This is a genomic window from Mesorhizobium sp. WSM4840 (genome assembly GCF_055811755.1).
In genome coordinates this window covers 1-749 of sequence record NZ_JBVVQD010000118.1, presented here as the reverse complement: position 1 = coordinate 749, position 749 = coordinate 1, and the positions used below count along the sequence as shown (strand labels likewise).

Genomic DNA, 749 nt, shown 5'->3' with positions numbered 1-749 from the left:
GCCCATTCCAAGATTGCGGGTCCCTGATATATTACTCTGACCATCTCGTTCGCAGGATCCGTTTTGCGCATATGCAGCCGGCAACTCGAGCGAGAGCGTAAGCAAGCCTTCCTTCCCGCCGACGCGCCGAACCTCGGAGGTGTTATGCTAGTACTGGTTTTCGGCCTCGTGATCTTCTTCGGAATCCATTCTGTTCGGATCGCCGCCGGCAGCTTTCGTGATGAGCAAATCGCCACAAACGAGCGGCGCTGGAAGGGACTTTATTCGCTCCTATCGATCATCGGCTTCGTGCTGATCGTCTGGGGCTGGAGTCTTTATCGGCCCAATGCGCCTGAGATCTACGAGCCGCCCTCTTGGGGCCGCCATGTCGCGTCGGTGTTGGTGCTCGCCGCATTCGTCTTTCTGGCAGCCGCTTACTTGCCCACGGGTTCAATCAAGCATCGGCTGAAGCACCCGATGCTGGTGGGCATCATCCTTTGGGCCATCGGCCACCTCCTGGCCAATGGCGACCTTGCCTCGCTCCTAGTCTTCGGAGCATTTCTGGTTTACGCGATTGTCGATCTCATTGCCGTCATTCCACGCGGCGATCCGGCACCCGCGGTCGTGCGACCGCGTAGCGACCTGATTGCTGTGGGCATCGGCTTGGTGGCTTTCGCATTGTTCGGGCTCTGGCTGCACGGCTGGCTGTTCGGAGTCTCGCCCTTCGCTTGAACGTCCGCAGCGACGGCGCGCCTTCGAGGATGTCCTGG

At 59.8% G+C, this 749-nt stretch carries 1 protein-coding gene; it reads left to right on the top strand.

All coding sequences use genetic code 11. The features are described from left to right. Positions 1-144: 144 nt before the first annotated feature. Positions 145-711 carry an NnrU family protein gene (locus AC0L3I_RS36950; RefSeq protein WP_352910979.1) on the top strand — a complete coding sequence of 189 codons (567 nt, stop codon included), beginning with the start codon at positions 145-147 and terminating at the stop codon, positions 709-711. Positions 712-749: the final 38 nt, after the last annotated feature.